We start from the raw sequence: 25213 nt of genomic DNA on the forward strand, positions 1-25213 counted from the left end.
CCGAGCCAGCCCGTGCGGGCCGGCCCGGCACACCACGACACTCCAACCCGGCCGCTAGACCTCCCGCCGCGCCTCCTCCTCACGCGCGATCCGACGCCGCCGCACTGCCACCGCCGCACCCACCAGGCACCCGCTCATCGGCACCACCAGCAGCCACAGCGCCCACGCGCACACCGCCAGCACCGCCACCCCGCCCAGCAGCACGCCCGTACCCGACACGTCCCCGCGCGCCTCCTCCAGCGCACCCGCCGACAGCGACCGCCACCGCACACCCGGCACCCACGCCGCCGCCGCCCGCAGCAGCACCGCCGCCGCCAGACCCGCCACCGCAAACGTCGCCAAAGCGAACCCCGGACGACCCGGCACCCCCTCCTGCGCCAGCACCAGCAGATTCAGCCCCAACAGCAGCCCGGCACCGACCACCGCCAGACCCGCACGCCACGACTCCCGCCATGCGACACGGAAATCCGCCCAGAAACCGCCCCACCCCGACGACTCGCCATCGACATAGGCCGCCACATGCCGCGCCCCCGCAGCCAGCGCCGCAGGCACCGTCACCACCGGCAACGCCGCCAACACCACCCACACACCGGTCAGCAGGCACTCGGCCAAGAGCGCGAACCCCTCACCGAACGCCTGCCGCCTACCAGCCGCGGACGCCACGCTAACCCTTCACACCCGACGTCGCGATCCCCTTGATCAGGAACTTCTGGAACACCAGGAAGAACAACACCACCGGAACCAGCGACAGCAACGTCATCGCCATCATCCCGCCGTAATTCGACACCGCCTCAGTGTTGTTGTACGACTGCAGCAACCGCGGCAGCGGGAACTTCTCGATCTCATGCAGATAGATCAACGGCCCCATGAAATCGTTCCACGACCAGATGAACGTGAAAATCGACGACGTCACGATCGCCGGACGCAGCAACGGCAGCATGATCGAGAAGAAGATCCGGAAATGCCCCGCACCATCGATCGTCGCCGCCTGATCCAACTCACGCGGAATACCCCGCAAGAACTGCACGTACATGAACACGAAGAACGCATCCAACCCCAAGAACTTCCCGATCACGAGCGGAAAGATCGTGTTCACCACATCCATCTCAGAGAAGATCAGGTACTGCGGAATCAACATCACCTGACCCGGCAGCAGCAGCGTCGCGATCACCACCGCGAACATCGCCTTCCGCCCCGGAAACTCCAGCCGCCCAAGCGCATACGCCGTGATCGAACACGACGCCAGAATCCCCACCACCGACAACGCCGCGATCACGAACGAGTTCCAGAAGAACCGCCACAGCGGCACCCCCGCCATCCCGTCGAACGCGCTGGCGAAGTGCTCCCACGTGATGGAGGTGGGGATGGGCGAGATGCTGGTGAGGATGTCGGCGTTGGGTTTGACGGCGGCCGTCAGGACCCAGAACGCCGGGTAGAGCACGACCACGAGGACGGCCAGGAGCGCGAGGTGCCAGATCACGGATTTGGCGCGCGCGCCCGCGGTGCGCTTCTTGCGCGCGATCACGCGCGGCTCGGTGGCGGTGGTGGCGGTCATCGGTTGTCCTCCCCCGCGTAGTAGACGAGGTTCTTGGCGGCGCGGAACATGATCAGCGTGACCACGCCGACGGCGAGCACGAGCATCCACGCCCACGCCGAGGCGTAGCCCATCCGCAGGTCCACGAACGCGAGCGCGTAGATGCGGACGGTGTAGAACAGGGTCGACCAGGCCGGGCCGCCGGCGGTGCCGCCGATGATGAACGCGGGCCCGAACAGTTGGAACGCGTGCACGGTCTCCATGAGCACGTTGAAGAAGATCACCGGGGAGAGCATCGGGATCGTGATGTGCACGAACCGGTGCCATCTGCCCGCTCCGTCCACTTCGGCCGCCTCGTAGAGCTCGCTGGGGACCTGCAGGAGCCCGGCCATGAAGATGACCATGGGCGCGCCGAAGGTCCACACCGACAGCAGCACCAGCATGAGGATGGACACCGACGGGTTGCCGATGAACCCGCCGCCTTCCCACCCGAACCAGGACATGAACTGGTCCTGGGGACCGCCGCCGGAGAACAGGGCCTTCCAGACGATCGCGATGCCGACGCTCATGGCGATGAGCGAGGGCATGTAGAACGCCGCCCGGTAGAACCCGATGCCCCGCCGCGACTGCGTCAGCAGCATCGCCACCGCGAGGGAGGCGATGAGCTTCAGCGGCACGGCCAGGAGCACGTACAGGAGGGTCACCTTGACCGCCCGGCCGAACATCGGGTCCTCGAACATCGCCGTGTAGTTCGCCATGCCGACCCAGTCGCCGCCCAGCAGCAGGTGGTAGTCGGTGAACGAGAGGTACAGCGACCACAGCATCGGACCGACGGTGAAGACGAGCGACCCGATGATCCAGGGGGTCATGAAGGTGTAGCCGACGAGCCGCTCGCCGCGGCGGGAGATGGGGGCGCGGCGCTTGGCCGCCCCCCGGCTCCCGCCCGCGGGCGGCGCTTCGGCCCCTGTCGCCGCGGGTGGCGCGGTCGTTGAGGGTGAAGCTGACACGGTGAAGGTTCCTAACGGTGGTTACTGCTCGTTGGCCAGGAGGGTCTCGGCCTCGGTGAAGAACAGCTCGGCCGCCTCGACCGGGGTCATCTCGGCGTACTGCACCTGCTGGTACAGCTCACCGAACTTGACCTCGATCGCGCCGGTCGCGGCCGGCGGGGCCGGCGGTGGCGTGGTCAGGTACTGCGAGACGGACGCTTCGTAGTCGATGACCGCCTGCGAGGCCGCGTCGAGCTCGACGTTCGCCAGACCGGCGTTGGTGGCCGGGATGCCGCGGCTGGTGCCCAGGATCGCGATAGCCTCCGGGTCGCCCAGGAGGAAGTCGATGAGCTTCGCCGACGCCTCCGCCTGCTCGGTCGCAGCCGAGATCACGAACTGCATCGAGGGCTTGAGGTACAGGCCCAGGTTGTTCGGGTCCAGCGTGGGCGGCGCGGCCAGCGCCAGCGTGCCGCCGTTGGCCTCCACGGTCGGCGAGAAGCCGGGCATGAAGTTGTCCCAGCCGATCTCGGAGGCGAGCAGATCCTGGACGAGGCCGCCCTCGACCCACTCGACCGTCGTCGCGACCGGCGGGACGTCGCCGGCGGCGTACAGCGCCGCGGTGGTCTGCCACCATTCGGCGAGCTTCGCCTGGTCGAACGCGAGGGCCTTGCCGTCCTCGGTGTAGAACGAACCGCCCTGCTGGCGCAACCACAGCTCCATGAAGTGGTACTGCCCGGCCCAGTCGCCGCCGCCCCACTTGCCTTCGCCGAGCCCGGCAGTGACCTTGGCGATGTCGGCCGCGTACGCGTCCCAGCTGTAGCCGGGGGCGGGAGCGGCGACGCCGTGCGCCTCGAACCAGTCCGAGCGGTAGATCAGGCCGAGGGTGTTGCCCGCGGCAGGGACGGCGATGAGCTTGCCGTCGAGCTTGGCGGTCTCGAGGAAGCCCTCGCGGAAGTCGTCGGTCTTGACCACGCCTTCGAGGGGCAGCAGCAGTCCGGTCGTGCCGAACTGGCGCAGCCGCGAGTAGTCCATCTGGAACACGTCGGGAAGGTCCTGCGAGGCCATGCGGCCGGTCATGCCCTCCCAGTAGGTCGGGAAGTCCGCGAAGTTCGTCTGGACCTTGATGCCCTCGTTCTTGGACATGAAGAGGTTGACGGCCTCGGTGGTGATCTCGGCGCGAGCGTCGTCGCCCCACCATTCGAAGCTGATCTCGACCGGGTCGTCGGCGGTGCCGGCCGGGCCGTCCTCACCGCAGGCGGCGGCAGCGGCGAGCACAGCGGTAGCCGAAGCACCGGTGAGGAGTGAACGGCGCCGGAGACCGTGGGGGTTGCGCATCATCGTTGATTGCTCCTTCTTATAAGAGGGGTCCCGCCCCAGGGGCGGGCCTTCGGGATGTATTGAGTTCGCTTGCGCCGCTTGTCAGGCGACGCAGGTCGGGAACCGCGCCGCCGCGCTTCCCCAGGGCGTCTCGGGCCCCCGGGGATCGAAGCGGCGCGGACGGGCGGAGGCGCGGGCGACCGCGCGGCGCGCCGCGGGCCCCGGCGCGATCAGGCCGAGCGCCTGGGCCTGCACGAGGGCGTTGCCCAAGGCGGTGGCCTCGTCGGGCCCGGCCAGCACGGGCCGGCCGGTGGCGTCGGCGGTCAACTGGCACAGCAGCGCGTTGTTCGCGCCGCCGCCGACGATGTGGATCGTTTCGACCGCTTCCCCGGTGAGCTCCTCCAGCGCGGCGACCGCGCGGCGGTGGGCCAGCGCCAGCGAATCGAGCACGCACGCCGCGACCTCGACCGGGGACTCGGGGATTGGCTGCCCGGTCTCGGCGCAGTACGCGCGGATCCGCGCGGGCATGTCGCCGGGATCGGCGAACCGGCCGTCGTCGGGGTCGACGACCGACCGCAGCCGCTCGGCCTTCGCGGCCTCGGCCAGCAGCGCGGCGAGCTCGATGTCGAGACCCTGCGCGCGCCAGGCGATGACCGACTCGCTGAGCAGCCACAGCCCGGCCACGTTGCGCAGGAACCGGATCGAACCGTCCGCTCCCCGCTCGTTCGTGAACCCCGCCTCGAGCGCCGCGACCCCCGTGATCGGCTCGTCGCGTTCGACGCCGACGAGCGACCACGTGCCGCACGAGATATAGGCGGCCCGGTCCCCCTCGTACGGGACGGCCGCGACCGCCGCGGCGGTGTCATGGCTGGCCGTCGCGACCACCTTGGCCGACAAGGCGAGCCCGGTCGCCGCGGCGACCTCGGGCAGCACCGGCCCCAGCACCGTCCCGGTCGGCGTGACCGGACCCAGCAGCCCCAGGTCGAGGCCGAGCCTGCCCGCCAGATCCGCCGACCAGTCGCCGGTGGCCAGGTCGATCAGCCCGGTCGTGGAGGCGTTCGTCGCCTCCCAGGCCGGGACGCCCGAGAGCCAGTACCCGATGAGGTCCGGAATCAGCAGGGCCCGGTGGGCGCTGGCGGTCTCGGCGGCGAGTTGGAAGATCGTGTTGAACGGCTGGGGTTGGATGCCGGTGGCCGCGAAGAGGTCGGCGGCGCCGACCTGTTCGAGGGCTTTGGTCTTGGCGGCGGCGTTGCGGTTGTCGCGGTAGCAGACGGGGTTGGCGGCCAGGTGGCCGTCGTGGCCGATGAGGCCGTAGTCGACCGCCCAGGAGTCCACGCCGATCGCGGCGGCGTCGCCGGCGGCGCGCAGGCCCTCGAGGATGCCGGACCACAGGCCGAGCACGTCCCAGTAGAGGCGTCCGCGCACGTTGACGGCGCGGTTGGGGAACCGGGCGGTCTCGGTGAGGTCGATCCGGTCCCCGCGCACGTGCGCGGCCATGACGCGGCCGGAGGACGCGCCGAGGTCGACGGCGGCCAGGAGCGTCACCGCAGGAATCCTTGCGGGTTGCCCGAGTCGACGGGGATGTGGACGCCGGTGGTGAGGCCGAGGTCGGGGCCGACGAGCGCGTAGACGGCGTCGGCGACCGAGGACGGCAGCACCTCTTTCTTCAGGAGGGTGCGTCCGGCGTAGTACTTGCCGAGTTCGGATTCCTCGACGCCGTAGACGGCGGCGCGTTCGGCGCCCCAGCCGGAGGCGAAGATGCCGGAGCCGCGGACGACGCCGTCGGGGTTGATGCCGTTGACGCGGATGCCGCGGCCCCCGAGTTCGGCGGCCAGGAGCCGGACCTGGTGGGCCTGGTCGGCTTTGGTGGCGGAGTACGCGATGTTGTTGGGGCCGGCGAACACCGAGTTCTTGGAGGCGATGTAGACGATGTCGCCGCCCATGCCTTGGGCGATCATGAGCCGGGCGCTCTCGCGGGAGACGAGGAAGGAACCCTTCGCCATCACATCGTGCTGGAGGTCCCAGTCCGCGGCGGTGGTCTCCAGCAGCGGCTTCGACAGCGACAGCCCGGCGTTGTTGACGATCAGGTCCACGCCGCCGAACGCGAGCGCCGCGGCGTTGATCGCGGCGGCGACGGCCGCCTCGTCGGTCACGTTGCAGGCCACGCCTACCGCGGTGTCGGCGTTCCCGATCTCGGCGGCGGCCGCCTGGGCCTTCTCGGCGTCGAGGTCGGCGATGACGACGCACGCGCCTTCGGCCGCGAGGCGTTCGGCGGTGGCCTTCCCGATGCCGCCGGCCGCGCCGGTCACGAACGCGATGCGCCCGGCGAGCGGCTTTGGCTTGGGGCGGCGCTTGAGTTTGGCCTCTTCGAGGTCCCAGTACTCGATGCGGAACTTCTCGGATTCATCGATCGGGGCGTATCGCGAGAGGGCTTCGGCGCCGCGCATCACGTTGATCGCGTTGACGTAGAACTCGCCGGCGACGCGCGCGGTCTGCTTGTCCGCCCCGAAGGAGAACATGCCCACGCCCGGGACGAGCACGATCGCCGGGTCCGCGCCGCGCATCGCGGGCGAGCCGGGTTCGGCGTACCGCTCGTAGTAGGCGGCGTAGTCCTCGCGGTAGGCGGCGTGCAGCTCCTGCAGTCGCTGGACCGTGGCCTCGATGGAGGCGGTCGGCGGGAGGTCGAGGACCAGGGGCCGGACCTTGGTGCGCAGGAAGTGGTCCGGACAGGACGTGCCGAGGGCCGCGAGCTCGGGCATCCGCGCCGAGGCGAGGAAGTCGAGGACGACCGGGTCGTCGGTGTAGTGCCCGACCTGGCGGTGGTCGGTGGAGGCGAGGCCGCGGATGACCGGCGCGAGCGCGGCGGCGCGCTCGGCGCGGGCCTCGGCGGCCAGCGGCTCGGCGACCCGCGCACCGAACGGGTCGGCCTTGCCGCGCTCGGCGATGAACGCCTCGCAGCCGCGGATGATCTCGAGCGAGTTCGCTTCGCACGCTTCGGAAGTGTCGCCCCAGGCGGTGATGCCGTGGCCGCCGAGGATGCAGCCGATGGCCTGCGGGTTCGCCGATTTGATCGCGGCGATGTCCAGGCCCAGCTGGAAACCGGGGCGGCGCCAGTCGACCCACACCACGCGGTCGCCGAAGCACTCCTTCGTCAACGCCGGACCGTCAGCGGCGGTCGCGAGCGCGATGCCCGAGTCGGGGTGCAGGTGGTCGACATGGCTCGCGTCGACCAGGCCGTGCATCGCCGTGTCGATCGACGGCGCGGCACCGCCGCGCCCGTGCAGGCAGTAGTCGAACCGCTCGACCATCGCGTCCTCGGCGTCGAGGCCCGGATAGGTGCCCGCCATGGCCCGCATCCGGTCCAGCCGCAGCACCGCGAGCCCCGACTCCGTCAGGGTCCCGAGGTCCCCGCCGGAGCCCTTGACCCACAGCAGCTCCACCGGCTCCCCGGTCACGGGGTCGGTCTCGGTCCCCTTCGCGGAAGTATTGCCGCCCGCGAAGTTCGTGTTCCGCTTGTCCGCACCCAGCCGGTTCGACCGGCCGATCAGATCCCCTACCGCACTCATCGCTCAAGCCCCCCAGCCGGCGGCCTGGCCGCCCTGGCGGTCGGCCTTGATCTTCTCCGCATAACCCGAAGCGGCGTACGCGGCCATCGGATCCGCGTCAAGACCCTGTTCGCCGCGCAGCTCGGCCAGCAGGGAACGCACGTCCGTGTTGTAGGCGTCCATCAGGACCGCGTTGGCGCCCAGCACATCTCCGGCGGCCTGGGCCGCGCTCAGCGCGACGGTGTCGACGAGCAGCGCCTTCGCCGTCGCCTCCTGCACGTTCATCACCGACCGGATCTGACCCGGGATCTTCGGCTCGATGTTGTGGCACTGGTCGAGCATGTAGGCGATCCCCGAATCCGGCCCCACCACGCCGCGCAGCGCCAGCTCGTGCATGATCCGGAACAGCTGGAACGGATCGGCCGAGCCGACCATCAGATCGTCGTCGGCGTAGAACCGCGAGTTGAAGTCGAACCCGCCGAGCTTCCCTTCGCGCAGCAGCATCGCGACGATGAACTCGATGTTCGTGCCCGGCGCGTGGTGCCCGGTGTCGATCACGACCTGCGCCTTCGGGCCGAGCTTCAGGCAGTGCGCGTACGCCGTCCCCCAGTCGGGGACGTCCATCGTGTAGAACGACGGCTCGAACAGCTTGTACTCGAGCAGGAGGCGCTGGTGGTCGCCGAGCCGGGCGTAGACCTCGGCGAGGACCTCGGCGAGGCGGTCCTGGCGGTCGGCGATGGAGTCCTGGCCGGGGTAGTTGGTGCCGTCGGCGAACCAGAGTTTGAGGTCCGTGGAGCCGGTGGCGTCCATGATGTCGACGCATTCGAGGAGGTGCGCGGTGGCTTTGCGGCGGACGGCGGGGTCGGGGTGGCAGACCGAGCCGAGCATGTAGTCGTCGTCTTGGAAGGTGTTGGAGTTGATGGTGCCGATCCGGATGCCGAGGTCGGCGGCGTGGGCGGCGAGCGCCTCGTAGTCGTCCACTTTGTCCCAGGGGATGTGGAGGGCGACGGATCCGGCGGCGCCGGTGTACTGGTTGACCTGGGCGGCGTCGGCGAGTTTCTCGAAGGGGTCGCGGGGGACGCCGTGCTGGGCGAAGACCTTGAAGCGGGTGCCGGAGTTGCCGAACGCCCATGAGGGCAGTTCGATGGTCTGGGCCGCGAGGACCCGCTTGGCGTTCTCGGTGCGGTCGCTCATTCGCCGGCTCCTTCGCGTGCGGCCCGGGCCAGTTGGGTCTCGAGGTTGAACACTTCGGGGAGGACGGTGAAGGCGTCGTCGGCGTTGGCGCCGTCGATGCCTTCGAAGAACGGGGCCATCTCGGCCTGCCAGCGCGCGTTGACCTCGCGTTCGGCCATGCCGGCGCGGGCGGCGTCGAAGTCGTCGGTCTCCAGGTAGCCCACGAGGAGTCCGTCGTCGCCGAGGAAGAGGGAGTAGTTGGACCACCCGGTCTCGGCGAGGGCGGCGAGCATGTCGGGCCAGACGGCGGCGTGGCGTTCGCGGTATTCGTCCAGGCGGTCGGGCCGGACGCGGAGCGTGAAGCACACGCGCGCCTTGGAAGGCGCTTGCAAGCCGTTGGTCGGGGCTGCCAAGGGGTTCCTCCTCGGAGTGTGCGGCCGGAGCCGCAGACTTTTTGAATCGATTCATGAAGGGATTTCGATAAGTTAAAACCCTCGAGCCTCAGGTTGTCAAGGCGCGACCGCCAAGAAATTCGAACACGGTTCGGTATATGCTCCTCAAGCTCCGGGTTCGTCGTTGAACCGTTTCAAAGACGGCGCAATACCGTGATCCGGGTGCCGCCCAGTGACGGCGATCGATTCGTCGATACGTGCCGCCGCACCACCCTGGGCCCCCGATAGCATTCGTGAGGTGACGATGACCACTACCAGCATGAAGGACGTCGCGCGCGCCGCGGGCGTGTCGGTCGGGACGGTCTCCAACGTGCTCAACCGGCCCGAGGCCGTGGCCGAGGAGACCCGCACCCGCGTGCAGGCCGCGATCGCCGAGCTCGGCTACGTGCGCAACGATTCCGCCCGCCAGCTCCGAGCCGGGCGCTCCCGCACCGTCGCGGTGGTCGTGCTGGACGTGGCGAACCCGTTCTTCACCGACGTGGTGCGCGGCGCCGAACCGCTCATCGAATCCGCCGGCGGCGTCGTCACCGTCTGCGACTCCGGCGAGGACGTCCGCCGCGAGCGCCGCCACCTCGAGATCCTCGAGGAGCAGCGGGTCCTCGGCCTGCTCATCACCCCCGTCGACGACACCTCCGCGTCCTGGATCGAACGGCTCTCGGGCCACGACATCCCGCTCGTCCTCGTCGACCGCGGCGCCGGCCGGCACCCGCACTGCTCCGTGGCCGTCGACGACGTGCACGGCGGCCGCCTCGCGGCCCGCCATCTCGCCGACCGCGGGCACGCCCGGATCGCGTTCGTGGGCGGCCCGTCCTCGATCCCGCAGGTCGCCGACCGCTTCGCGGGCTGCCGCGAGGTGTGCGAGGAGCGCGGCGTCGCCTTGGAGGTCTTCACGACCGCCGGCCTCAACTTCGCGGCGGGCCGCGAGGCGGTCGAGCAGATGCTCGGCCTCGAGGAGCGGCCGACCGCGATGTTCTGCGCGAACGACCTCGTGGCGCTGGGTGCGTTGCAGGCGTTGACGATGCACGGCGTGAAGGTGCCGCAGGAGTGCGCGATCATCGGCTACGACGACATCGATTTCGCGGCTGCGGCGGCGGTGCCGCTGTCCTCGATCCGGCAGCCGCGCGCGCAGCTGGGCCGCACGGCCGCGCAGCTGCTGTTCGACGAGATCGGCGAGGGCGCGGGGCACACCCACCGCAATGTGGTCTTCCAGCCCGAACTCATCGCCCGGGCGTCGACGGCGCAGGAGTCGTGACCGCACCCCACCAGTTCCTGTAACGGTAAAGTTCGAGTCTGGTAGCGTCTCCGAAACCGGCCCGGCAAGCGCTCGCGTGTGCTCTTCGGGCCGCCGGTGACCGACAGCGAACCCTTCACAGGAGGCGATCATGGCCGAACCCCAACGCGCGCGCATCGAGTTCGATCCGCGCTTCACCGTCGCCGAGGTGCCCGAGCGGCTGTTCGGCTCCTTCGTCGAACACCTCGGACGGTGCGTCTACACCGGCATCTACGAGCCCGGCCACGCGACCGCGAACGCCGACGGCCTGCGCCAGGACGTGCTCGACCTCATCAGCGAGCTGGGCCCGACGATGGTCCGCTACCCCGGCGGGAACTTCGTCTCCGGCTACCGCTGGGAGGACGGCACCGGCCCCAAGGAGGACCGGCCGCGGCGCCTGGACCTCGCCTGGGGCACCACCGAGACCAACCAGTTCGGGCTCTCGGAGTTCATGAAGTTCTGCCGCACCGTCGGCGTCGAACCGAACATGGCCGTCAACCTCGGCACCCGCGGCCTCCAGGAGGCCCTCGACCTCCTCGAGTACGCCAACCACCCCGGCGGCACCTACTGGTCGGACCTGCGCCGCTCCCACGGCGACGAGGAGCCCTACGGCATCAAGCTGTGGTGCCTGGGCAACGAGATGGACGGCCCCTGGCAGATCGGCCAGAAGACCGCCCACGAGTACGGCCGCACCGCCGACCAGGTCGCCCGCTCGATGCGCTACATCGAACCCGACCTCGACCTCGTCGCGTGCGGCTCCTCCTCCCGCGGCATGCCGGAGTTCGGCGCCTGGGAGGCCGAGGTGCTGACCCAGTCGTACGAGTCGGTCGACTACATCTCCGCGCACGCCTACTACCAGCCCCGCGACGGCGACTTCAAGTCGTTCATGGCCTCGGCGCAGGACATGGAGCTATTCATCGACGGCGTCACCGCCACCGCCGACGCGGTCGGCGCGAAGCTCAAGAGCGACAAGAAGATCAACATCTCCTTCGACGAGTGGAACGTCTGGTACCAGAACGCGCCCACCGGTGAGCGCGAGGAGCCCTGGGCCGTCGCGCCCCGCCAGCTCGAGGACATCTACTCGGCGATGGACGCGGTCGTGTTCGGCTCGCTGATGATCACGCTGCTGCGCCGCTGCGACCGCGTCACCGCCGCGTGCCTCGCGCAGCTGGTGAACGTGATCGCCCCGATCATGACCGAGCCCGACGGCCCGGCGTGGCGCCAGACCACGTTCTTCCCGTTCGCGGAGGCCTCGAAGTTCGGCCGCGGCAAGGTCCTGCGCGTCAACGCCGACTCCCCGTCGTTCGCGACCGAGAAGTACGGCGACGTGACCGCCCTCCACTCCGTGGCGGTGGCGAACGAGGACGGCACCTACACCGTGTTCGCCGTCAACCGCGACCTCGAGTCGACGCTGACCCTCGAGATCGACCTCGCCTCGCTCGGCGGCCTCGCCGACGTGACGTGCTCGACGCTCACCGACGACGACCCGAACGCGAAGAACACGCTGGAGGAGCCGACCCGCGTGGCCCCGGTCGCCAACGGCGACATCACCGTCAAGGACGGCGTGGCCTATGTGGAGCTGCCGGCGATGAGCTGGAACACCATCCGCATCGCTTAGCGAGCCGAACGAAAGGGGCCCGCAGCGTCACGCTGCGGGCCCCTTTTCACGCTCAGGCGCGGGACTGGCGGACGGCCGCGGCGAGCTCGCCCAGGAGCGCCTCGGTCTCGTCCCAGCCGACGCACGCGTCGGTCACGGACTTGCCGTAGTCGAGTGTCTCCAGGGGGCCGGGCTCCTGGCGGCCGGGCTCGATGAAGCTCTCGATCATCAAACCGGCGATGCCCTGCTCCCCCGCGCCGATGCGCGCGGCGACTTCGCGCACGACCTCGGCCTGGCGGACGTGGTCCTTGCCGGAGTTGGCGTGGCTCGCGTCCACGACGAGCCGCTGCGGCATGTCGTGCTTGGCCAGGAGCGCGAGCGCGTCGCGCACGTCAGCGGGTCCGAAGTTGGGGCCGCCGCGGCCGCCGCGCAGGATGATGTGGCAGTCGGGGTTGCCCGAGGTGGAGACGATGGAGGCGCGGCCGTCCTCGTCGACGCCGAAGAACACGTGGTCGCCGGCGGCGGCCCGGCAGCCGTCGATCGCCGAGGTCAGGTCGCCGTCGGTGGTGTTCTTGAACCCGACGGGCATCGACAGGCCCGAGGCGAGCTGCCGGTGGACCTGGGACTCGGTGGTGCGGGCGCCGATCGCGCCCCAGGAGACGGCGTCGGCGATGTGCTGCGGGCTCGTGGGCTCGAGGAACTCGCAGCCGACCGGCAGACCGGTGTCGAGCACGTCGAGGAGCACCTGCCGGGCCAGGCGCAGGCCGAGCTCGACGTCGTGGGTGCCGTCGAGGTGCGGGTCGTTGATGAGGCCCTTCCAGCCGACCGTGGTGCGGGGCTTCTCGAAGTACACGCGCATGACGACCATCAGCGCGTCGCCGAGCGGGGCCGCCGCGGCGGCGAGGCGCTGCGCGTAGTCCTTCGCGGCGGCCGCGTCGTGCACCGAGCAGGGGCCGACGACGACGAGCAGGCGGTCGTCGGTGCCGTCGAGGACGTGCTTCACCGCGGAGCGGGTGCGTTCGACGAGCGCGGCGCGCGCGTCGCCGAGCGGCAGTTCGGCACGGAGGACGGCCGGGGCCACGAGCGGCTGGAATGCGGTGACGCGCAGGTCGTTGGTCTGCGGCGAGCGGTCGGCGGGCGAGGTCATCAGGTTCCCATCTCTGGTGCGAGGCGGGTCCTGTCCACTCGTGGTCTCCCCCGGTGCCGGCCCGCCTGACGGCGAAAGGCAGCGACTCGTGTCGCTGCCTTGTTGGCTCCGGGTGTGTTCGTCGGTCAGCGCGTGCGCCGCCGGGCTCCACCCGGAGCCGGCGTAAAGCGCTGATACCAACGAACTGCCGTGAACATGGCCCGAACCGTAGCACACCCGCCAGGCGGCGGCCAGGCCCCGGGACCTGCGTCACAGGCCGCTGATGGTCGCCGGGGCGCGCTCGGCACGGGCGAGCGCGCGCACGAGGCCGGCTTGGCCGTGGCGTTTGGCGGCGAGGCGCGCCAGCATCCACGCGGCCGTGTCGAACGCGTCCTCGTCGAAGACCGGGGTGTCGACGGCGACGGAGTAGGCGAGGTCGTCGCTGTGGACGACGAGTTCCATGATGCGGGTGCAGAGGAAGTCGTCGAGGGTCATCGCATAGGGCCAGCGGGTGTGGCCGCTGGTCTCGGTGCCGCCCATGGCGGGCAGGGCCGTCTCGAGGGCGGCGAGCGCGGACGCGGCCTCGTCGATGACGGCGGCGGGTCCGGCTTCGGCGGCCCTTTCGCCGCCGTCGCGGATGCCGGTGTTGTAGTCGTTGTCGACGTCGGCGGCGAGCCACGCGGCCCGGCCGTAGTGCTCGAAGAGGCCGACGGTCTCCTTGCCGGTGTGGTCGGCGGCGAGCCCGGCGGTGACGGAGGTGATCTGCTGCGACAGGTGGGCGGCGAGGCCGCCGACGGTGAAGCCCTCCAGGGCCGAGGGACCGGTCCAGGCCTTGGCGACCGCGCCGTCCTCGACGAGTGCGAGGCCGGTGCGGGCGGCGTGGAGGTACTGGTCGCGGATGCTGGTCATCGGCTCGCTTTCTAGCGCATTGAGACGTGGACGTGGTTGGTGTGGTCGGAGGCGGGGTCGCCGCCCGCGCCGGAGTAGGAGCGCCACCCCGAGGACGGCGACCAGAACTCGCGGTACCAGATCACGTATTCGACGCCGAGCGCGTCGGCGTTGTTGACGTACCAGGAGGCGAGCTGGTCGCCGTAGGTCTTGTCGTCGCCTTCGGCGTCCTCGTTCTGGAACCCCGAGGCGTCGGCGGCCCAGTCGCACGCTCGGCCGAGCGGATGCTCACCCGAGCCACCGGAGCGGTAGCAGGAGACGTAGTGGTCGAAGCCGGCTTCCTTCGTCTCGTTGTACATGTGCAGGGTCCGGGGCGTGAGGCAGCCGTCGGTGGTGGGGTCGTCCTCGGTGCAGCCGCCGCCGTCGCCGCCGTAGCCCTCGGCGGCAGGGGCGCCGCCGTCCGAGCCGGGCCCGGAGGCCTCCTCGGCGCGGAGCTCCTCGAGCTGCTCTTCGAGCTCCTCGGCCGCTTTTTCGGCGTCTTCGAGGGCATCCTCGGCGGTCTTGACCTCGTCGGCGTGCGCGGCCCGCTGGGCTTCGAGCTCGTCGAGGAGGGACCCGGCCTCGTTCATGAGCGCGGCCCGCTCGCCGCCGAGGAACCCGGCGTAGGTCATGGCGTCCACCAGGTCGCTGCTGTTCTCGGAGGAGAGGATCGCGTTGGTGGTCTCGAGGTCGCCCTCGGTGTGGAGGTAGATCGCGTACTCGTTGAGGTCGGCGGTGAGCTCGTTGAACAGCGCCTGCGTGTCGGCGATCTGCACTTCCAGTGCGGCGGCGCGCTCGTTGGCGGCGTCGACCGCGTCCTCGGCGTCGGCGACCTTGTCGATGGCCTCGGCGAGGTCGGATTCGAGGGTCTCCTCGTCCGGTTCGGCCGAGGCCGGCGCCGGGAAGAACGCGACGAGGGCGGCGAGGAGCACTATGGGGAGGATCTGCTTGCTGCGCACGGGTGGAGGTCTACTTCCGGAGGGTCGGGTCGCCGCCCTGGCTGGGCGGCGGCCGGTTTACAGGTCGAGGTCGACCACAAGGGGGGCGTGGTCGGAGGCGCCTTTGCCTTTGCGTTCGTTCCGGTCGACGTAGGCGTCGGACACCGCCGCCTCGAAGGCGGGGTTGGCCAGGGCCAGGTCGATCCGGAGGCCGCGGTTCTTGGGGAAGTCGAGGTTGCGGTAGTCCCAGAACGTGAACGGCTGATCGTGTTTGAGGGGACGCGGGTAGACGTCGGCGAGGCCGGCGGCCTGGACGGCGGCCAGCGCGTCGCGTTCGTCCTTGGTGACGTGGGTGGTGCCCGGCCATTCGTCGACGTCCCAGACGTCGTCGTCGGTGGGGCAGATGTTGTAGTCGCCGAGGGCGGCGAAGGGGCGGTCGCCGGCGGCGTCGGCTTTGACGTCGGCGGCGAGGGCCTTGAGGAACGCGAGCTTGTACGGGAAGTGCGGGTCGGCGACATCGCGGCCGTTGGGGATGTACAGGGACTGGACGCGCACGGGCCCGCACGTGGCGGTGATCGCCCGCGGCTCGGTCGCATCGGCGAAGGCGGGCTGGTCGGTGATGCCGCGGCGCACGTCCGCGATGCCGACCCGCGAGAGGATGGCGACGCCGTTCCAGCGGCCCAGTCCCCACGCGGCGGTCTCGTAACCGGCGGCGCTGATCGCTTCCAGCGGCACATCGGCGTCAGCGCATTTGAGCTCCTGGAGGCAGACCACGTCCGGCTCCGCGGTCTCGAGCCAGGCGAGCAGCCGCTCGAGGCGGGCTTTGAGCGAGTTGATGTTCCACGTGGCCACGCGCATGTGCCACACCCTACCCGCAATCGGGTCCGCGCTCGGCGGACCCGGGGTGCGCGCGCTAGTTTCCGCTGCTCGGAGCGGTCGAGACAGGGTCCCGTGTGGCCGGTTGGGCACGTTCAGTGCGGGGCCCGACGGCCACGGCGAGCAGACCGAACCCGAGGGCCGTGGTGAACCCGGTGACGGCGACCCCGGAGTCGTTGACGACCGCACCGAGCACCGCGACGGCACTCAATCCGATGACGGCGGCCGCGACCTCGCTGGAGCGGATCGGCGCCCGCTTGCGCCAGATGATGATCGCGCCGATGAGCGCCGCGAGCGACAACCAGGTCAGCGGCCGCCCGATCGTGCCGATCGCGGCGCCGGCCTTGCGGATGAGGATGTTCGTCGCGGTCCCGTCCAGGACGGACCCGACGAACCGGCCCAGGTGCGTCTGGTCCTCCTGCGGCCGCAGGTAGTCGAGGAACCCGCCGATCGCGAACACCCCGAAGGCGATCCCGCCCGCGAGGATCACGGCCTTGACGGTGAGCTTGCGGCCCCACAGCTTCCAGCAGCACAGGATCACGGCGGCCACGAGCGTGAGCGTGCCGCCCATGTCGCGGCCCAGGTTCGGGGCGCCGACGATCACCACCGCGCACACGCCGATCGCGATCGGCCCCCACACCCGCGCCCGGCCCTTCCACGGCACGAACGCGATCAGGAGGATCACGGCGGCGGCGAAGACGCTGAACGCGTAGTTGCCGAGCCCGGTGAACCGGGCCCCGGCCTGCGCCGTGTACCCCATCGGCGTGTGCAGCGGCCACGTCGCACCCGACACCTGGTCAACGGCGATGAGCAGCGCCGCAGCGCCCGCGATCACCAGCACCGGGCGAGCCCCCCGCCGCGTCCACGGCAGCGACGCCGCCACCGTCAGCACGGCCATCCCCGCGGCGACGATCACCCAGAACGCCAGCGACGGATGCTCACCGCGCCACCAGTGCGGAATCCCCGCCGCGACCCCCGCCACCGGCATCGCCGCGACCGCCAGGCACACCGTCCGCGCCAGACCCCGGTACCTGTCCGACCCGCACAGCAGCCACACCGCGGCCGCGACCGCGATCACCCCGAGGCCCGACAGGACCGAATAGAAGACGAAACTGACGGCGATGACCGACTGCGACGCCGCCGTCTCATCGATCCCCTGCGCGACCGCGGCCTCGCTCGTACGGCCCGCATCCGGCAGCACCTGGATCGGCGCGCCCGCCACCGTCGCCGGCACCTCCGCGCCGACCGCGCCCAGCGCGGTCGCCGTCACGTCCACCAACTGCACATACCCGTCGCGGCCCGTCGTCGCCGACGTCAACTCGCCCGGCTCCACACCCGCACCCGAATACAGGACCGGATGCAGCGCCGACGGCGCCGAAGCATCCGCCACGCCCGCCACCAGCAGCCGCCAGTCCTCCGGCAGCGCCGCCTCGACCTCGCCCACCGCCGCATCGGCCTCCGCCGCTGCCCGCGTCCGCACCGAATCCGGCTCCGGCGCGATCTCCCCCGTGTCCAGCTCACCGGACGGCTCATCAGAGCCGACACCGGTGTCGTCCTCTCCGAGCTGGTCGTAGTCCGTGCTCGTATCCGGCGCCTCATCGGCCGTATCGCCCACGACCACACCGGGATCGACGATCACCACGTCGCACGCGGCCATCGCCTCCCCCAGCGACGCCAACCCCGGCGCCCAGAACGAGATCCGTCCCTCCGTGTCCGCCGCGGCCAGCGCCGCACCGTCACCGATCCCCGCCACACACGCGCCCGGATCGGGCTCGACCACCGGCTCACCAGCGGCTTCGGCCTCCAGCGCCGCCGCCTCCTCCTCGGCGGCCATCGCCGTCATCGCATCCGCGAGCGAACCGAGCCGAGCCCCGTAGTTGAACGACTCGTTCGCCTCGATCAGCGCGTCCCAGCCCCCGGCCGACCAGCCGTCACCGTCCTCCACGGGCGCCGGCAACTGCGACTGCGCCGCGCACTGCGCGTCCCGCGGCGCCGCACCACCCGCACGCTCACCCGCGCCCAGACTCAGCCAGCCCGCCTCAGGACACGTCCACGACCCGATCGTTCGCACACTCATCGACGCCGACGCGCCCGAACCCGCCATCGCCCACAGGTTCGGCGTCACCGACTCGTCGACATCCGTCCACGCCAACCCCGGCACACCCAAGACGATGATCCCCGCGACCTCGTCCTCCTCGGCAGCCGCAGCCGCCGGAGGCACCGCCAGCACCGCGCACACCACCGCCAGCACGGCCGCGAAACCGCGCACCCACGAACCGCCCCCGCCGCGCATCCGCACGCCCGCCTCCCAAGTCATGCCAGCAGTCTACGGAGTCCCCGCGCCACCGCCCGCCGCCGACCGTCAGACCTTCGCCACACCCTGTCGCGCCGCGACCGGCAACACCCCCGGGCCCGCGTTAGGCTCGCCCTATGCGCACCATCGCCACCGCCAACGTCAACGGAATCCGCGCCGCCGCCAAGAAGGGCATCATCCCCTGGCTCGAACAGACCCAAGCGGACGTGGTGCTCCTCCAAGAAGTCCGCGCCGACCACACCCAGATCCCCGCCGAAGTCCTCGAAGCCGGCGGCTGGCACTGGCACGTCGCCCCCTCCACCGTCGCTAAAGGACGCGCCGGCGTCGCCGTCCTCACCCGCGGCGAACCCGAAGCCGCCCGCGTCGGCTTCAATGGTTTCGAGGGCGCGGTCGAATTCGACGAACACGGCCGCTACGCCGAAGTCGACCTCCCCGGCCTGACCGTCGCCAGCCTCTACCTCCCCTCCGGCGAAACCGACACCCCCCGCCAGGTCGAGAAGGAACGCTTCATGACCGTCTTCGCCGAATACCTCGCCGAAGCCGCCAAGAAAGCGGCCGCCGGCGGGCGCGAACTCCTCGTCTGCGGCGACTGGAACATCGCCCACGCCGAACCGGACCTCAAGAACTGGAAATCCAACAAGAAGACCGCCGGCTTCCTGCCCAACGAACGCGCCTGGCTCACCGACCTCTACGGCACCGGCACCTTCGTCGACGTCGTCCGCGCCCTCAACCCCGGTGTCGACGGCCCCTACTCCTGGTGGTCCTACCGCGGCCGCGCCTTCGACAACGACGCCGGCTGGCGCATCGACCTCCACGTCGCCACGACCGCCCTCGCCGCGAAAGCCACCAAAGCCTGGGTCGACCGCGCCCCCGCCCACGACCAGCGCTGGTCCGACCACGCTCCCGTCCTGGTGACCTACGACCACTAACCCCGGCTGGCCGACCGGCCAGGTGGACGGGCACCATTGAACCCCGTGAGCCTCATCGACTACCTGCCGTCCTCGAACGCACCCGAACCCGACGACGTCTACACGGCCTTCGCGCAATGGGCCGAAGACGCCGGGATCGTCCTCTACGAGCACCAGGAAGAGGCCCTCCTGGCCATCTGCACCGGCCAGAACACCATCATCGCCACCCCCACCGGGTCCGGCAAGTCGCTCATCGCCGCCGCCGCGCACTTCAACGCGCTCGCGAACCAGCGCACCTCCTTCTACACGGCGCCGATCAAGGCGCTCGTGTCGGAGAAGTTCTTCGAGCTGTGCGAGCAGTTCGGGCACGAGAACGTCGGGATGCTCACCGGCGACGCCGCCGTCAACCCCGACGCTCCGTTGATCTGCTGCACCGCGGAGATCCTCGCGAACCTGGCGCTGCGTGAAGGCGCGGACCTCGACTGCGACTCGGTGGTGGCGGACGAGTTCCACTTCTACGCCGAGCCCGACCGCGGCTGGGCCTGGCAGGTCCCGCTCCTCGAACTGCACCGCGCCCAGTTCACGCTCATGTCGGCGACCCTGGGCGACACGGAGTTCTTCCAGAAGGATCTGACCCGGCGCACCGGCCGCGAGACCGCCGTGATCTCCTCTGCGACCCGGCCTGTCCCGCTGCACTACGAGTACCGCAAGACCCCGCTGCACGAGACCGTCGAGAACCTCGTCGCGAACAACCGGGCCCCGGCGTACATCGTCCACTTCACGCAGGCCGCGGCCCTCGACACCGCCCAGGCGCTGTCGAGCCTCAACCTCGTCGACAAGGACGCCAAGGCCGCGATCAGCGCCGCGCTCGGCGGGTTCCGGTTCACCACCAAGTTCGGCCAGACCCTCGCGCGGCTCGTGCGCTCGGGGATCGGCGTCCACCACGCCGGGATGCTCCCCAAATACCGGCGCCTCGTCGAACGCCTCGCCCAGCAGGGGCTGCTCAAGATCATCTGCGGCACCGACACCCTCGGCGTCGGCATCAACGTCCCGATCCGCACGGTCCTCTTCACCGGCCTCACCAAGTACGACGGCCGCCGCACCCGCCGCCTGCGCGCCCGCGAGTTCCACCAGATCGCCGGACGGGCCGGACGGGCCGGTTTCGACACCGAGGGCTTCGTCGTCTGCGAGGCCCCCGAGCACGTGATCGAGAACGAGAAGGCCATGCAGAAGTTCGGCCTCGACCCCAAGAAGCGCAAGAAGATGGCGAAGAAGAAGCCTCCCGAGGGCTTCGTCGGCTGGTCCGACGAGACCTTCGCCGCGCTCTCGGAGGCCCCGCCCGAGCCGCTCCAGTCCCGGATGCGCATGACCCACGCGATGCTCATCAACCTGCTCGCCCGGCCCGGCAACACGTTCCAGCACGTGCGCACTCTGATCGAGGACTCCCACGCCGACCGCGCCACCCAGCTGAAGATGGCCCGCACCGCGCTCACCATCGCCCGCACGCTTCGCGACGCCGGGATCATCGTCATCGACGGCGGCAAGGTCAAGCTCACCGTCGACATGCCCGACCACTTCGCGCTCAACCAGCCGCTCGCGCCGTTCGCCTTGGCGGCGCTGGAACTGCTCGACACCGAGTCGGACGAGTACGCGATGGACGTCGTCTCCATCGTCGAATCCACACTGGAGGGCCCCGGCCAGATCCTGGCCGCCCAGCGCAACAAGGCCAAGGGCGCGGCGATCGAGGCGATGAAGGCCGACGGCCTCGACTACTACGACCGCATGAACCAGCTCGAAGACACCGAAGTGGACTACCCGAAGCCGCTCGCCGAGCTCCTCGACGACGCGTTCAGCGCCTACCGGACCAGCCACCCGTGGGCCGCCGACTACCAGCTCGAACCGAAGTCGATCCTCCGCGAGATCTGGGAGGGCCGCATGAGCTTCGGCGAGTACATCGGCCTCTACGGCATCCAGCGCGGCGAGGGCCTGCTGCTGCGGTACCTCTCGAGCGCGTACAAGGCCCTCGTCCAGACACTCCCGGAGGACACCGGCGGGCCCGAGCTCGACGACCTCACCGCCTGGCTCGGCGAGACGATCCGCCAGACCGACTCCTCGCTCATCAACGAGTGGGAGCAGCTCACCAACCCCGCCGAGGACGAGAACCTCGACACCGGCCGCCCCAACCGGGCCTTCACCGACAACGAGCGGGCCTTCACCATCGCCGTCCGCAACGCCGCCTTCCGCCACGTCGAACTCGCCGCAACCGACCGCGTCGAGGCCTTGGCCGCGTTGGACACCGGCTGGACCGCCTCCAAATGGGACGCCGCCCTGGAGCGGTACTTCCAAGCCCACGACGACATCGGCACCGCCGGTGCGGCGAGGGGCAACGAGTTCCTCGACATCGCCAAGGACGGCCGCACCTGGACCGTCCGCCAGACCATCGACGACCCGGCGGGCGACAAGGACTGGGCCATGGTCTTCAAGGTCGACCTCGACGCCTCGGATGAGACCGGCACCGTCGTCATGGCACTGGAGGACTTCACCGACTAGCGATGGACCACAAGGGATCCGAGGAGTCGGTAGCATCGCCTGATGCCCCGACTCCTCCCTCTTGACGCGCTCGACGGCCCACCGGTACGCGCCCGCTGGACGGCGGTACTCGCGGTCACGCTCGCGATGACCGCCTCAGTGACCGACTGGAGCGCGGCCTGGGACACCGCCCGCGGCCTGGTCCCCGCCCGGACCGAACGCCACGAATGGCATGCGGACGATCTCGCCGCTGCGCCTGCCGCCGACCCCGACGCGGGTTATCGCGAAGGCATCGTCCACCCCGAGATCGCACGCACAGCGCAGCTGCGCGCCGACGACCTGATCCTCGACCTGATCTGGGACGCACCGATCACCATCGCGACCATCCGCGTCGAGACCTACACCGACGCGTTCGGCACCGGGCACCGCCTCGCCCTCGGCATGGAGACCACCACCGCCGCGGGCACCGGCTGCCTCAACGCCGCACTGCGCACTTCCGGAACCAACGCCGGAGACGCCACCAAACTGCAGTACTGCACCCGCACCGACCTCCACGAGCCCCCGGGCGAGCCCACCGGCGAATGGCGCCCCTTCCACTTCTTCCTGACGCAGACCGCCAACCTCGACGCGGCCGCCTACTATGACCCGCTCATTGACGACGCTCCCGATCCGACCCTCGTCGACTACTTCGGGTTCGGATTCGAGACCGGCGACGCCTACGACACCGGCCTGTGGCCGAACTGGCGGTCCCCCCAGTGGTACCGCGATCCCGAATGCGCCTCCGATCCGGGCATCTACCTCAGCCTCGACGACCTGCACCTCACCGACCGCTACGCCGACCCGACGATGCACGGCACCGGCGCCGAACTCACCCATCTGGGTTCGCCCGCCTATCCGGTCGAGGACCGCCTCGTCCTGCCCGCGTGCACCCCGGTCGGCAACGGCTACTTCGACGACGCCACGGCCCTCGAGCCGTACCTCGACATCACCCTCGTACCCCTGTCCTCGTGGACTGAGTTCAACGCCTCCACCACCGAACCCCGGCCGCTGCGCACCGCCGTCGCCATCGACGTCCGCTCCTGCGACACCGAACCTCGCACGTGCAGCAGCGACCCCACCGTCCCCGACGATCCCAACCATCCGGGCAACAGCGGCACCGCCGGCGACTGGCTCAGCGAAATACTCCATCCCGAACCGTAAACCCCTGCCGCACAGGCCGATTGATGGCAGAATCAGCCGGTGCTCACCGATCCGCTCCACTCCCCCGTCGGCTCCCCGCTCCACACGGTCGTCGCGCTCCAGCACAACACCGGGAACCAGGCCACCGGCGGCATCTGGCGGGTCTCCGGCCCCGGCGGGGACGCGATCCTCAAGCACCTCACACCCGACGGCGGCGGCTTCGAACACTGGGAGTCCTCGGACGACCCGCGGCACTGGAACTTCTGGCAGCGCGAATACCTCGCCTACAAGTCCGGGTTCGCGGCCTCCTACGGCCGGGAATCCGGAATCGGAGCGCCCGCGCTGCTCGCCGCCGGAGAACGCCCCGACGGCAGCCGCGAACTGTGGCTCGAAGCGGCCGACGGCATCCACGGCCGCCACTGGACCGTCCCCATGCTCGCCGACTTCGCCCGCCGCCTGGGCGTTGTCCAAGCCCTGCACCGCGACAGCCCCGAGCAGACCTGGCATTCGCGCCGGTTCCTGCGCCAGTACGCGGGCCGCCGTGATTTTCTCGGCGTCCCTTGGGACCAGGCGGCCGCCGCGGCCCACTGGCCGGGGGGCACCCGCGACGGCCTGCGCCTGATCTGGGAGCGCCGGACCGACCTCTTCACCGTCGCCGAATCGCTGCCGCAGACGATCTGCCACCTCGACGTGTGGCCCATGAACCTCGTTCAGCACCAAGGCGAGCCGGTCCTCCTCGACTGGTCGTTCACCGGCCGCGGCGCGATCGGCGAGGACATGGCGAACCTCATCGCGGACACGTTCTTCGACGGCCTCCAGCCCGTCGAGCGACTCGCCGAGACCGAAGCGCGCCTCACCGACGCCTATCTCGACGGCCTCGCCGAAGCCGGGTACGCCGACCGCGAATCGACGCGAAAAGCCATCGCCGCCACCGGCGCCGCCAAGTACTGTTGGCTCGCCCCGGCGATGCTCACCCGCCTCGCCGCGGGCCGACCGATCGCCAGCGCCGACTACGACGCCGCCGGGGACGCGGCGGTGCTCCAGCGGCGCCGCCCGATCTTCGACATGCTCATCCGCTGGGCCCGCACCGCCCTCGACCTCTGAGAGACCACCATGCCCGTCCAGATCACCGAGACCATCGCCCTCCCCGACAGCGAACTGCGGTGGCGCTTCTCGCGGTCCTCGGGCCCGGGCGGGCAGGGCGTCAACACCACCGATTCGCGCGTGGAGCTGGTGTTCGACCTGGCCGGGACGAAGGCGCTGCCGCCCGCGCTCATCGAACGGGCGCTCGCGCGCCTGGGCGACCGGCTGGTCGACGGGACGGTCGTGATCGCGGCGTCGGAGTTCCGTTCGCAGCTGCGCAACCGCGAGGCCGCCCAGGAGCGCCTCGCCGAGCTCATGCGGCGGGCGATCGCCGCGCCGCCGCCCCCGCGCGTGGCCAGGAAGCCCTCGAAGGGCGCGAAACGGCGGCGCCTGGAAGACAAGCGCCGCCGTTCGGACGTCAAGAAGCTGCGCCGCAGCACCGACGACTAGCGGTGTCCGAGAAGTCCCGGCCGGCGGGGTTGCTCAAACACCTCTAGTTCTCGGGCAGGGGCTCCCCGAAGTCGGGGGTGCCGTCCTCGTTCCAGCCGAAGGGCTGGACGCGGCAGTGCCGGTCGGGGTTGTCGAGCGGGTCGCCGACGATCTCCTCATAGGCGCGGGCGTGGAAGACGAGGAGGTCGTTGCCCTCCTCGTCGACCGTGAACGCGTTGTGGCCGGTGCCGTAGATCCCGTTGGCCTCACTGGTGGTGAAGACCGGCACGGGGTGCTTGGTCCACGAGGCGGGGTCGAGGAGGTCGGCTTCGGCATCGGCGGTGAGCAGGCCCATGCAGTATTCGGCGCCGGTGCCCGAGGCCGAGTAGGTGATGAAGACCTTGCCGTTGCGCACGATCGCGTACGGGCCCTCGTTGACGGCGAAGCGGACGGTCTCCCACGGCAGTTCGGGGCGGGAGAGCTCGACGGGTGCGCCCTTGACGGTCCAGGGGTCGGCGAGTTCGGCGAGGAACAGGCTGGTGTTGGAGCCTTCGAGAGCGGGGTCGTGCTGGGCCCAGCAGAGATAGCGGGTCCCGTTGTGGGCGAAGGTGGTGGCGTCGAGGGAGAACGAGTCGATCGGGGTCTCGATCTGGCCCTTCTCGGTCCACTCCCCGGCCAGCGGATCGGGGTTGCGGTTCTCCAGGACGTACATGCGGATGCGCCAGACGTCGGCGGTGGCCGATTCGGCTTCACCGGCGGCGAAGTAGACATACCAGGCGCCGTCGATCCAATGCAGTTCCGGAGCCCAGATGTGGGAGCCCATGGGGCCTTCGGGGTGCTGGACCCAGATGGTGGTCTCTTCGGCATCGCGAAGCCCGAGCAGGGAGTCAGCGGCGCGCAGCACGATCCGGTCGTAGGCGGGGACGGTGGCGGTGAAGTAGTACCGGCCGTCGGTGTGCCTGGTGATCTGCGGGTCGGCGCGTTCGAGGATGAACGGGTTCGGCAGCATCTTGTTATCGGTCACAACGGT

General features: G+C 70.3%; 21 protein-coding genes. 7 read left to right on the top strand and 14 right to left on the bottom strand.

What is annotated here, in order from left to right; genetic code table 11:
* Positions 1 to 54 precede the first annotated feature (54 nt).
* The 8 genes from O1R50_RS11210 to O1R50_RS11245 form a co-directional block, all read right to left on the bottom strand.
* On the bottom strand, positions 55 to 612 hold the full coding sequence (locus tag O1R50_RS11210; protein ID WP_270110111.1) for a DUF624 domain-containing protein: 558 nt from the start codon (positions 610 to 612) through the stop codon (positions 55 to 57).
* 52 nt (positions 613 to 664) lie between these two features.
* The gene (locus O1R50_RS11215) at positions 665 to 1555 is read right to left on the bottom strand and encodes a carbohydrate ABC transporter permease (protein ID WP_270110112.1); all 891 of its coding nucleotides are present in this window, start codon (positions 1553 to 1555) and stop codon (positions 665 to 667) included.
* Positions 1552 to 2541, bottom strand: a complete 990-nt coding sequence (locus O1R50_RS11220) for a carbohydrate ABC transporter permease (protein ID WP_270110113.1) — start codon at positions 2539 to 2541, stop codon at positions 1552 to 1554. The genes O1R50_RS11215 and O1R50_RS11220 overlap by 4 nt, the downstream gene beginning before the upstream one ends.
* Before the next feature lie 21 nt (positions 2542 to 2562).
* Entirely contained in the window at positions 2563 to 3858 is a 1296-nt protein-coding gene (locus O1R50_RS11225) for an ABC transporter substrate-binding protein (RefSeq protein ID WP_270110114.1), read from the bottom strand.
* An 81-nt stretch (positions 3859 to 3939) separates the two neighbouring features.
* Positions 3940 to 5382, bottom strand: a complete 1443-nt coding sequence (locus O1R50_RS11230) for a rhamnulokinase (protein ID WP_270110115.1) — start codon at positions 5380 to 5382, stop codon at positions 3940 to 3942.
* On the bottom strand, positions 5379 to 7403 hold the full coding sequence (locus tag O1R50_RS11235) for a bifunctional aldolase/short-chain dehydrogenase (RefSeq protein WP_270110116.1): 2025 nt from the start codon (positions 7401 to 7403) through the stop codon (positions 5379 to 5381). The genes O1R50_RS11230 and O1R50_RS11235 overlap by 4 nt, the downstream gene beginning before the upstream one ends.
* A 3-nt stretch (positions 7404 to 7406) precedes the next feature.
* Entirely contained in the window at positions 7407 to 8576 is a 1170-nt protein-coding gene (gene rhaI, locus O1R50_RS11240; protein WP_270110117.1) for an L-rhamnose isomerase, read from the bottom strand.
* Positions 8573 to 8968: an L-rhamnose mutarotase gene (locus tag O1R50_RS11245; RefSeq protein ID WP_270110118.1), complete on the bottom strand. Its 396-nt coding sequence runs from the start codon at positions 8966 to 8968 to the stop codon at positions 8573 to 8575. The genes rhaI and O1R50_RS11245 overlap by 4 nt, the downstream gene beginning before the upstream one ends.
* 283 nt (positions 8969 to 9251) lie before the next feature.
* On the opposite strand from O1R50_RS11245, the gene O1R50_RS11250 reads away from it, so the two are divergent.
* Positions 9252 to 10259, top strand: coding sequence for a LacI family DNA-binding transcriptional regulator (locus tag O1R50_RS11250; RefSeq protein ID WP_270110175.1), 1008 nt, complete (start codon positions 9252 to 9254; stop codon positions 10257 to 10259).
* A gap of 130 nt (positions 10260 to 10389) precedes the next feature.
* Positions 10390 to 11895 carry an arabinosylfuranosidase ArfA gene (gene arfA / locus O1R50_RS11255; RefSeq protein WP_270110119.1) on the top strand — a complete coding sequence of 502 codons (1506 nt, stop codon included), beginning with the start codon at positions 10390 to 10392 and terminating at the stop codon, positions 11893 to 11895.
* Positions 11896 to 11947: 52 nt separating this feature from the next.
* On the opposite strand, the gene O1R50_RS11260 is transcribed toward arfA, so the two are convergent.
* The 5 genes from O1R50_RS11260 to O1R50_RS11280 form a co-directional block, all read right to left on the bottom strand.
* On the bottom strand, positions 11948 to 13021 hold the full coding sequence (locus O1R50_RS11260) for a 3-deoxy-7-phosphoheptulonate synthase (protein ID WP_270110120.1): 1074 nt from the start codon (positions 13019 to 13021) through the stop codon (positions 11948 to 11950).
* Between the two features lie 249 nt (positions 13022 to 13270).
* On the bottom strand, positions 13271 to 13909 hold the full coding sequence (locus tag O1R50_RS11265; RefSeq protein ID WP_270110121.1) for a maleylpyruvate isomerase N-terminal domain-containing protein: 639 nt from the start codon (positions 13907 to 13909) through the stop codon (positions 13271 to 13273).
* A gap of 11 nt (positions 13910 to 13920) precedes the next feature.
* Complete coding sequence (locus O1R50_RS11270; protein ID WP_270110122.1) at positions 13921 to 14886, bottom strand: coiled-coil domain-containing protein; 966 nt, start codon at positions 14884 to 14886, stop codon at positions 13921 to 13923.
* 57 nt (positions 14887 to 14943) lie between these two features.
* Positions 14944 to 15723, bottom strand: a complete 780-nt coding sequence (locus tag O1R50_RS11275; protein ID WP_270110123.1) for an exodeoxyribonuclease III — start codon at positions 15721 to 15723, stop codon at positions 14944 to 14946.
* A gap of 55 nt (positions 15724 to 15778) precedes the next feature.
* Entirely contained in the window at positions 15779 to 17992 is a 2214-nt protein-coding gene (locus tag O1R50_RS11280; RefSeq protein WP_270110124.1) for a hypothetical protein, read from the bottom strand.
* A 179-nt stretch (positions 17993 to 18171) separates the two neighbouring features.
* On the opposite strand from O1R50_RS11280, the gene O1R50_RS11285 reads away from it, so the two are divergent.
* The 5 genes from O1R50_RS11285 to arfB are packed head-to-tail and all read left to right on the top strand — an operon-like array spanning position 18172 to position 24204.
* Complete coding sequence (locus O1R50_RS11285) at positions 18172 to 18984, top strand: exodeoxyribonuclease III (protein WP_270110125.1); 813 nt, start codon at positions 18172 to 18174, stop codon at positions 18982 to 18984.
* Between the two features lie 36 nt (positions 18985 to 19020).
* Entirely contained in the window at positions 19021 to 21513 is a 2493-nt protein-coding gene (locus O1R50_RS11290; RefSeq protein WP_408612672.1) for a DEAD/DEAH box helicase, read from the top strand.
* 42 nt (positions 21514 to 21555) lie between these two features.
* Positions 21556 to 22692: a hypothetical protein gene (locus tag O1R50_RS11295; protein ID WP_270110127.1), complete on the top strand. Its 1137-nt coding sequence runs from the start codon at positions 21556 to 21558 to the stop codon at positions 22690 to 22692.
* Positions 22693 to 22731: 39 nt separating this feature from the next.
* Positions 22732 to 23775 (top strand): hypothetical protein, encoded by a 1044-nt coding sequence (locus O1R50_RS11300; RefSeq protein WP_270110128.1) that lies wholly within the window; start codon positions 22732 to 22734, stop codon positions 23773 to 23775.
* A 9-nt stretch (positions 23776 to 23784) separates the two neighbouring features.
* Positions 23785 to 24204, top strand: a complete 420-nt coding sequence (gene arfB, locus O1R50_RS11305; protein ID WP_408612673.1) for an alternative ribosome rescue aminoacyl-tRNA hydrolase ArfB — start codon at positions 23785 to 23787, stop codon at positions 24202 to 24204.
* Between the two features lie 43 nt (positions 24205 to 24247).
* Here the strand turns inward: arfB and O1R50_RS11310 are convergent, their stop codons facing one another.
* On the bottom strand, positions 24248 to 25207 hold the full coding sequence (locus O1R50_RS11310) for a glycoside hydrolase family 43 protein (RefSeq protein WP_270110129.1): 960 nt from the start codon (positions 25205 to 25207) through the stop codon (positions 24248 to 24250).
* Positions 25208 to 25213: the final 6 nt, after the last annotated feature.

It is taken from the genome of Glycomyces luteolus (assembly GCF_027622875.1).
In the GTDB taxonomy this organism is placed as follows: Bacteria; Actinomycetota; Actinomycetes; order Mycobacteriales; family Micromonosporaceae; genus Glycomyces; species Glycomyces luteolus.